This is a genomic window from Pedobacter psychrodurus (genome assembly GCF_032678585.1).
Taxonomy (GTDB): domain Bacteria; phylum Bacteroidota; class Bacteroidia; order Sphingobacteriales; family Sphingobacteriaceae; genus Pedobacter; species Pedobacter psychrodurus_A.
The window spans coordinates 1-8,877 of sequence record NZ_JAVTSN010000089.1 but is presented as its reverse complement, the minus strand read 5'-3'; the positions used below and the strand labels follow the sequence as shown (position 1 = coordinate 8,877).

General features: G+C 39.0%; 6 protein-coding genes. 5 read left to right on the top strand and 1 reads right to left on the bottom strand.

Translation table 11 applies throughout. The features are described from left to right. Positions 1-223 precede the first annotated feature (223 nt). The 4 genes from R2S57_RS29785 (at position 224) to R2S57_RS29770 (ending at position 5,585) form a co-directional block, all read left to right on the top strand. Positions 224-751, top strand: coding sequence for a ferritin (locus R2S57_RS29785; RefSeq protein ID WP_316848551.1), 528 nt, complete (start codon positions 224-226; stop codon positions 749-751). A 1,344-nt stretch (positions 752-2,095) separates the two neighbouring features. Next, complete coding sequence (locus R2S57_RS29780; protein WP_316848550.1) at positions 2,096-3,544, top strand: circularly permuted type 2 ATP-grasp protein; 1,449 nt, start codon at positions 2,096-2,098, stop codon at positions 3,542-3,544. Between the two features lie 10 nt (positions 3,545-3,554). Then, entirely contained in the window at positions 3,555-4,490 is a 936-nt protein-coding gene (locus R2S57_RS29775) for an alpha-E domain-containing protein (protein ID WP_316848549.1), read from the top strand. A 102-nt stretch (positions 4,491-4,592) separates the two neighbouring features. After that, complete coding sequence (locus R2S57_RS29770; RefSeq protein ID WP_316848548.1) at positions 4,593-5,585, top strand: transglutaminase family protein; 993 nt, start codon at positions 4,593-4,595, stop codon at positions 5,583-5,585. A gap of 63 nt (positions 5,586-5,648) precedes the next feature. On the opposite strand, the gene R2S57_RS29765 is transcribed toward R2S57_RS29770, so the two are convergent. Next, positions 5,649-6,770 carry a MutS-related protein gene (locus R2S57_RS29765; RefSeq protein WP_316848547.1) on the bottom strand — a complete coding sequence of 374 codons (1,122 nt, stop codon included), beginning with the start codon at positions 6,768-6,770 and terminating at the stop codon, positions 5,649-5,651. A gap of 251 nt (positions 6,771-7,021) precedes the next feature. Here R2S57_RS29765 and asnS point away from each other — a divergent pair, with 251 nt between their 5' ends. Further along, the gene (gene asnS, locus R2S57_RS29760; RefSeq protein ID WP_316848546.1) at positions 7,022-8,470 is read left to right on the top strand and encodes an asparagine--tRNA ligase; all 1,449 of its coding nucleotides are present in this window, start codon (positions 7,022-7,024) and stop codon (positions 8,468-8,470) included. The last annotated feature ends 407 nt before the right edge of the window (positions 8,471-8,877 follow it).

Genomic DNA, 8,877 nt, shown 5'->3' with positions numbered 1-8,877 from the left:
GATCATTACCGCCCATTATACTTCTGATCCTCAACCACTATCCGTTTCGCGTTATCCTACATTCTCCATCATCCATCTCAGCCCTTCCATCGTTCATCCCTTCTTATTTAAACTCATTACAAATAACTAATTATCAGCAATTTAGACTAATTTCATATAGCAAATAAATTAGTTTAGCGAACAAATTACGTTTACATTTGTATTGTTATTAAAGTACAGAAATATGAAAGATCTAATGCGTATCAAATGTTTAATATCTCAGGATATCGAGACATTATTAAATCAGCAAATCAAAAAAGAAGCTCACTCTTCATCACTATATTTATCAATGTCATCTTGGTGCGACCAAAATGGATTCGACTTTTCAGCAGATTATTTCTTAAAACAATCTGAAGAAGAAAGAGTGCACCAGTTAAAACTGTTCAAATACGTTTTGGATATGGGCGGAAACGCAATATCTCCTGAAGTATCAGGCATCAAAACTGAATTTGTCGGATTTAGAGAAGTTTTCGAAGATGCTTTAGAAGCAGAAATCGCAATTACCCAAAGTTTTAAAAACCTTGCAGCTAAATGCCATAAAGAGCAGGATTTTGTAACCATGGAATTCCTAAATTGGTTCTTAAAAGAGCAACGCGAAGAAGAATACAAAGCACGCAGAGCTTTAGAATTGTTCGAAGTAATCGGCGAAGAAGGTACAGGAAGATGGGAAATTGATAAACACGTGAACAAAATCACGTATTCAGAAGCATAACAACAACAAAACATATATTGGAAAAAGCTATCCGGTTAAAACCAGGATAGCTTTTTTTTATACTTACAACATTTACGCAATCGTCATCCGATAGCTATCAGATGACGATTTCTATATATAACCTGTCATTGTAGCGTTCGTATACATTCCCGGTCTGCGACGAGGATACGTGAGAACAGCAATTTTGTCTCGCTAACCCATACCCTTTAAAACATCTGCTTAACCTTAACCATCGTCCTCGTTTGTAACGGGGATGCACGAGAACAGCGATTTTATCGCACTAAAATAATTACTCACTCCTTAATTACCAACCTGCTTAATCTGCGTTTTTGATCTTTTTAAATCTGCGGGAAAAACCCTACCTCGTTTCCCGCTGATCACGCAGAAAAGGAACGCAGATTTAAAGGGATTTTAATTGAAGGCCCACCTGGCACACTTACACTCCTCATATGGCCTAGAACTCAAAACATCGTCCCCGTTTGTAACGGGGATGCATGAGAACAGCGATTTTATCGCGCTAAAATAATACCTTTAAAACATTTGCTTAACCTTAAACATCGTCCCCGTTTGTAACGGGGATGCACGAGAACAGCAATTTTGTCTTGCTAACCCATACCCTTTAAAACATCTGCTTAACCTTAACCATCGTCCCCGTTTGTAACGGGGATGCACGAGAACAGCGATTTTATCGCGCTAAAATAATTCTCACCCCTTAATTTAGCAACCTGCTTAATCTGCGTTTTTGATCTTTTTAAATCTGCGGGAAAAACCTCACCTCGTTTCCCGCTGATCACGCAGAAAAGGAACGCAGATTTAAAAGGATTTTAATTGAAGGCCCACTTAGCACACTTACACTCCTATGGCCTAGAACTCAAAACATCGTCCCCGTTTGTAACGGGGATGCATGAGAACAGCGATTTTATCGCGCTACCCGCCGACCACGCAGAAAAAGATACAGTTCTAAAGCGATTATACCTAAACAAAAAAAGATCATAAAAAGAAAAGCTCCAGTAAAACTGGAGCTTTCTTAGTTTAGGTTGTTTGGTTTATGTTGATTATGAATAAGTCTTGAAAGTTTTATAAAAAAAGCGCCGTTACCAGCGCTTTTTTTAAACCAAATATATAATAATAATTAACGAGCATCACAAAAGTACAAACTTTATCCATATTAGCAAGTATTTTTATTAAATTATTTAAATATTTCATTAAAAAACTCATAAAACACTAAAATACAGACTAAAAAATTATCTTAAATAGATATAAATCATATAAAATTTAAAATTTTAAATAAAAACATTAGTTTTTTACTTACAAAATCATAATTTAAGGAAATATTTAAGCAAAATGATAGAAGATTTTATAAAAAATTACTTTAATCATCCCAAAACTTACGACGAAATGTTTCTAAATGGTGATCATTATCGGGATCACTATTCAAATTTCATCAACAATTTCTCAAAAGAATCGCTAGATAACCTCAACAAAAAGGAAGAACTTGCAAAAAAACTCTTCATGAGCCAGGGCATTACCTTTACGGTATACGATAGTGGCGAAGGCATCGAAAAAATCTTTCCTTTTGATATTATTCCCAGAATAATTACTTCAACTGAATGGAATTTTATAGAAAAAGGAATAAAACAACGCCTAAAAGCACTAAATCTTTTCTTAAAAGACGTTTATAGCAATCAATTTATCCTAAAAGACAAAATAGTACCCATAAATGTAATTTATTCCTGTCCGCATTTCTTAAGAGAGATGCACAATGTAAATGTATTACACGATATCTATATCCATATTGCAGGGATAGATCTGATCAGAGACCACGACGGTACCTTTTATGTACTGGAAGATAACCTGCGTACCCCATCTGGTGTAAGTTACATGCTCGAGAACCGCGAGATCACCAAAAGACTTTTCCCTGACCTGATCCCGCAATGCGGTGTAAGAAGCGTAACCGAATACCCTTCCCTATTGTATAAAAATCTAATGTCGCTCTCGCCAAGGGCAGTTTCCAACCCAACAATCGTATTGTTAAGTCCGGGCATGTACAATTCTGCCTATTACGAACATACTACACTGGCCCGTTTAATGGGCGTAGAACTGGTAGAAGGACGCGACCTGGTGGTTAAAGACCAAAAGGTATTTATGAAAACCACCACCGGACTGCAACAGGTAGATGTGATTTATCGCCGAGTAGATGATGATTACCTCGACCCTTTGGTATTTAACCCCAACAGTGTTTTGGGGGTCGCCGGTTTAATGGGCGCTTACCGCAAAGGCAATGTGGCCATTATTAATGCAGTTGGCAATGGCGTGGCCGACGATAAAGCGGTTTACACCTACGTGCCCGATATGATCAGGTATTACCTCAATGAAGACCCCATTTTAAAGAATGTGCCCACTTATCAGCTGAGTAATCAAGATGAACTGGAATATGTTTTCGCCAACATCAATACCATGGTGATTAAAAAAACCAATGGAAGTGGTGGTTATGGCATGTTAATGGGACATGCCGCAACAGAGCAGGAAACCGAAGAATATAAAATTGAAGTATTAAAAGATCCACGAAATTTTATTGCACAACCCACCATCAGCTTATCCTCTGCCCCATGTTTTATCAACGGGAAACTGGCGCCACGAAGGATCGACCTCCGCCCTTTTGCCTTAAACGGGCCGGATGGCATTTCAATCGTCCCGGGCGGACTAACCAGGGTAGCCTTAAAAGAAGGTTCGCTGGTGGTAAACAGCTCGCAAGGCGGTGGCAGTAAAGATACATGGGTTTTAACTTCTTAGAATACAGAATATGTTAAGTAGAGTGGCATCAAGTTTATATTGGTTAAGCAGATATGTTGAACGCAGCGATGGTATGCTGCGCATGTTAAAAATAAATTACGCTTCCTCACAAGATACCATACAGGAATTTACCTGGAAGCCGGTCATCAGGATCTTTTCATCTGATGATGAAAACGAATTATTGAATATCCAGCATGATAGTCGCGCCGTGATCGAATACCTCTTGTTAAACCGCGAGAACCCAAATTCGATCTTAAATATCGTTACGCTCGCGCGTGAAAATGCAAGGAGCGTGCAGGAGCATATCCCGAAAGATTTATGGCAATGCCTAAACGAATACTACCACACGGTTAAGGACGAAAAATTATTGTGGTATGTCCAGAAAGATGATCCGGTTACCGCATTAGATATCCTGATCAAACAGGTAATGTTGTATAACGGAACGGCCGATAGCGTAATGGAACGTGGAGAAAGCAGAAGTTTTATGAATATTGGCAAACACCTCGAAAGAAGCATCCAATCAGTTGATATTTTGGACATTAAATTCAGTTCGATCAGCAGTAATCCAGATTTATTAACGGATATATCGTACTGGAAACACTTACTGCTGTCGTTAGGCGGTTACGAACTCTACCTTAAAACCTACAGACAAGGTTTTGATGCAAAAAACATCATCGAGCTGGCCATGCTCAATAACGATTTCCCCCGGTCGGCATTGTACGCCATGAACAATATAGAAAGGTATTTTAACCGTTTAAAGAGCGAAAGCAATATCGTACACTACAACAACCTGTCATTTAAAATAGGTCGTTTAAAAAGCATGATTACCTATAGTTCGGTGAATACCATGAACGAAGAGCAGCTGCACCATTACCTTACCGAAATCAGGGCCGAGCTTTTTGGCATCGGGAACCTGCTAAATGAATATTATTTTGCAAACTCATAAAAATTATAAATATTAACCACTGATGAACACAGATATTCTTCTTTTATAGCTTTTAGATCTGCATTCCTCCTTTTATCTCTGGTAAAACATAATAACAGCCCTATGCCAATTTTCAAAATCAAACATATCACCAATTACAAATACGAATTACCTGTTCGCGACAGCGCCAACCAGATTATTTTATTTCCAATTAAAGATGATTTCCAAAAAGTGGTAAAACACGACCTCAATATCTCCGGAAGTCCGGAAATAGAAATCTTTATCGATTATTACGGCAATGAAGTGGGCACTTTTACGCAAAACGAACCGCACACCCAACTCAAAATCTTTTCCAAAGTGAGTGTAGAAACTTTTGCCAAACCCCTGCCACAGGATGATATGTTTAGCAGCGAACAATGGAACAGTTTAAACGCACTTAAATATGAGGTACCCTATATCGACTATTTGCGTCAGGAAAGTTTTGATGGGATTATCCAGCTAAAAGAAACCGCCTTAAATATTAAACAGACTGAAGATACACCTTTCCAAACCGCGATAAAATATTGTGCCGATGTTTTTAATAATTTCGAGTACATCAAAGGTGTAACGGCTGTAGATACCACCATTGATGAAATTCTAAAACTCAGGGCTGGTGTTTGTCAGGATTTTGCGCATGTATTAACCGCCATGTTGCGTTTAACAGGCATCCCCGCAAGATATGTGAGCGGCTACATCTGCCCCAACCGGGATGGGATGCGGGGAGAAGGCGCTACACATGCCTGGGCAGAAGCTTACCTTCCCGAATATGGCTGGCTGGGTTTAGACCCTACCAATAACTGTATCGCCAACGAAAACCATGTGCGCCTGGCCGTTGGCCGGAACTTTACCGATTGCTCTCCTGTAAAAGGCGTTTACAAAGGTGGTTTCGAACATATTATGGAGGTCAATGTTTCTGTAGGTTATAACGATGAAGATTTTAACGACAGCGAAACCTATTACCAGCCAAAAGAAGTGAACTATACCAAACCTTCAGGAACCGTAACCACTGCCAGAACACAAAACAGTTACCAGCAATATATGGAAGCGATGCAACAACAGCAACAGCAGCAGCAGTAGTTTGGAGTCGGGCGTTTGGAGTTTAGCGTTTCAATCTGCTAAGAAAGAAAATGCAGTAGAGATCTAATTCAAATCTCTGCTGTTTAAAATTTCAGCAATCCCTTCATTTTCAATGATCCACATTCCTATCCGCTCATCGGTAAAGAGTTCATCAAAAATCACAAAAATATTTTTCGAAATTTTAATCTTCTCCGCAACATGTTTTACTCTTAAAACTTCATTGTAGAAATGACTATAACCTTCATTTAAGTTATCGGGTAAGTTTATGGTTGACACCAAACCCTGCCATATACCAGTTTCCATGTATTCCGCAGGAACTGGAAGTCCTAAATGTGCCAAATAGATAGAAATGCCGACCGATTTAAGAAAAGTCGATTTCCCGGCCATATTACTTCCTGTAAGAAAGCAAACGTTTTTTCCCACTTCAAATTCAATATCATTAGTAACAGGTTGATTTAAAAAAGGATGGAATACACCTTTGATAAGGAGATTACGCTCCTTTAAATTTACATGAGGCAGGCTCAGCTTGTATTTTCTGGCCGCTTTTACTACGGCAAAATAGGCATCAATCTGATAGGTTAAATCTAAAAATCGCTTAACGGTTTTCAACTCAGTGCCCCTTAATATACGATCCAGTTTCTCTAATTCGAATAACGTAATCTTTCTTTCATTACGCTCCACAACCTCTTTAACCAGGGGCTGCTTAAATAAGGTTAGCACAACTTCATCAAATGTTTTAACCAATGCAGGCTTAACTCCATCACTCAGGCCGGCAAAAACTTCGGCCAGTTTTTTAAGTAAAAAAACAATCTCCCCAACACCTTTCTCTTTTAGGTAGTACGCCTGATTAGGATAAAAGAAATAGTTAACCGCTTTGCTTAATGCCGATAGCCTGGAGTAGGATTTGATTTTAGCATTCTGAACCAGATAACTTTCAACAAAATCCATGTTGGTACGGTCAAAGTTTAAGTTACCCGAATAATTTGACAGATATTTTATCAATTCCTGTCGCTCGTTAATGATCTTAATATCCGTAGAGGGTGTTCTAAAAATTTCGATCAGTTTATCGTTGCCTTTAATCGTTAAAGTGAGGTTGAATAGAGAAAAAACACTTTTGTTTAAACCATATGCCTCGAATATATTCATGTCGGTTAAGGTTTGTTTATCTATATCAAATGTATTCATGAGGCATCAGTGGCTTTAAAACAAACAATCAACTAAAAATTAAGTTAAATATAGATTGAATATGGCAAAATTAATTTGATATTAAAATCATTTAAGGATAAGAATTTGTTTCAAACAACAACAGTATCCAGTTGGCAGTTTTCAGTTGACCGTTCACATTGCCTCAAGCTAAAAAAACTGAAAACTGTATACTGAAACCTGCTAACCGATACATTTTTTTTTCTAAATTTGCGCCTTTTACAAATAACAATATGATTAAGAGACAGCAAATTAAAGATTTATTAAAGTCGACAGCATTTGACACAGAAGTAACGGTTATGGGATGGGTAAGAACTTTCCGTAACAATCAGTTTATTGCATTAAATGACGGGTCTTGCATGGGCAATATCCAGGTAGTGATCGATTTTAATAATCTACCTGATGAGCTGTTAAAAAGAATAACCACAGGCGCAGCCATTTCTGCCACTGGTAAACTGATCGAATCGTTAGGTAAAGGTCAATCTGTAGAGATTAAAGCAACCAGTGTAGAAATATTAGGTGATAGCGATCCTGAAAAGTTTCCCTTACAGCCAAAAAAACACAGTTTAGAGTTTTTACGCGAAATTGCCCACCTGCGTTTCCGTACCAACACTTTTAACGCGGTTTTCAAGGTGCGCCATGCTTTGGCTTTTGCCATTCACCAGTTTTACAACGAACGTGGTTTTGTATATATGCACACTCCTGTAATTACCGCAAGTGATGCAGAAGGTGCCGGTGAAATGTTTAAGGTAACTACTTTAGATTTCGACAATACCCCACGTACAGATGATGGTAAGGTAGATTTCTCGCAGGATTTCTTTGCCCGCGCCACCAACTTAACCGTATCTGGTCAGCTCGAAGGTGAGTTAGCGGCAATGGCTTTCGGACAGATTTATACCTTCGGACCAACTTTCAGGGCTGAAAACTCAAATACGACCCGCCACCTGGCCGAGTTCTGGATGATTGAACCTGAGGTTGCCTTTGCGGATTTAGAAGACAACATGCAGCTTGCAGAAGATATGATGAAGTATGTAATTAAATATGCTTTAGACAACTGCAAGGATGAATTGGAATTCTTAAACACCCGTTTAGCAGAAGAAGATAAACAAAAACCACAGAACGAGCGCAGCGAGTTTAGCTTACTAGAGAAACTGGATTTCTGTTTGGCAAACGATTTTGAACGTTTAACCTATACTGAGGCAATCAGGATTTTAAAATCATCAAAGCCAAACCAGAAGAAACAGTTTAAATACCTGATTGACGAATGGGGTGCTGATTTACAAAGCGAGCACGAGCGTTATCTGGTAGAAAAACACTTTAAGAAACCGGTAATCTTAACCGATTACCCTGCAGATATTAAATCGTTCTACATGCGCCAGAATGAGCCAGATGCTGAAGGCAGACAAACCGTTGCAGCCATGGACATCTTATTCCCAGGAATTGGTGAAATGATCGGTGGATCACAACGTGAAGAGCGTTTAGACCGCCTAACCAGACGTATGGAAGAGTTAAACATCCCTCAGGACGAACTTTGGTGGTATTTAGATACCCGCCGTTTTGGTTCTGCCCCGCACGCAGGTTTTGGTTTAGGTTTCGAACGTTTGGTATTGTTCGTAACCGGAATGACCAACATCCGCGACGTAATCGCTTTCCCAAGATTCCCGAAAAACGCAGAATTTTAATGGGTTTAGGGTTTAGGGTTTAGGGTTTAGGGTTTAGGAAAAACAAACCTTTGCACCAAAGAAGTCAAGTTTTTAAAACTTGACTTCTTTTTTTATGTCCATATCCCTGAGATAATGCTATCGTTAAACTTGACTTCTTTTTTTTGCCTCCATATCGCTGAGCAACCCTATCGCAAAACGAAACGTTCCTACGGAACGAAAAAATAATAAATTATTTTTTCTACCTAGCAATCGTCCCGATGGGACGGTTTGTGGTTTTAAATTTTCCTTTGCCTTCCCAGCGGGACGCCTCATGGATAGAGAACGTTTGGTGGTGAAACGGTTAATATTTATTCATTTCTGGCCAATACCCTGCAATCGTCCCGATGGACGGTTCGTGAGTTTAAATTTTCCTTTGCCGTCCCAGC

Bases quoted from the DNA above. Each gene is read 5' to 3' on its own strand.
- R2S57_RS29785 (WP_316848551.1), top strand. From the start codon at position 224: ATGAAAGATCTAATGCGTATCAAATGTTTAATATCTCAGGATATCGAG.
- R2S57_RS29780 (WP_316848550.1), top strand. From the start codon at position 2,096: ATGATAGAAGATTTTATAAAAAATTACTTTAATCATCCCAAAACTTAC.
- R2S57_RS29775 (WP_316848549.1), top strand. From the start codon at position 3,555: ATGTTAAGTAGAGTGGCATCAAGTTTATATTGGTTAAGCAGATATGTT.
- R2S57_RS29770 (WP_316848548.1), top strand. From the start codon at position 4,593: ATGCCAATTTTCAAAATCAAACATATCACCAATTACAAATACGAATTA.
- R2S57_RS29765 (WP_316848547.1), bottom strand. From the start codon at position 6,770: ATGAATACATTTGATATAGATAAACAAACCTTAACCGACATGAATATA.
- asnS (WP_316848546.1), top strand. From the start codon at position 7,022: ATGATTAAGAGACAGCAAATTAAAGATTTATTAAAGTCGACAGCATTT.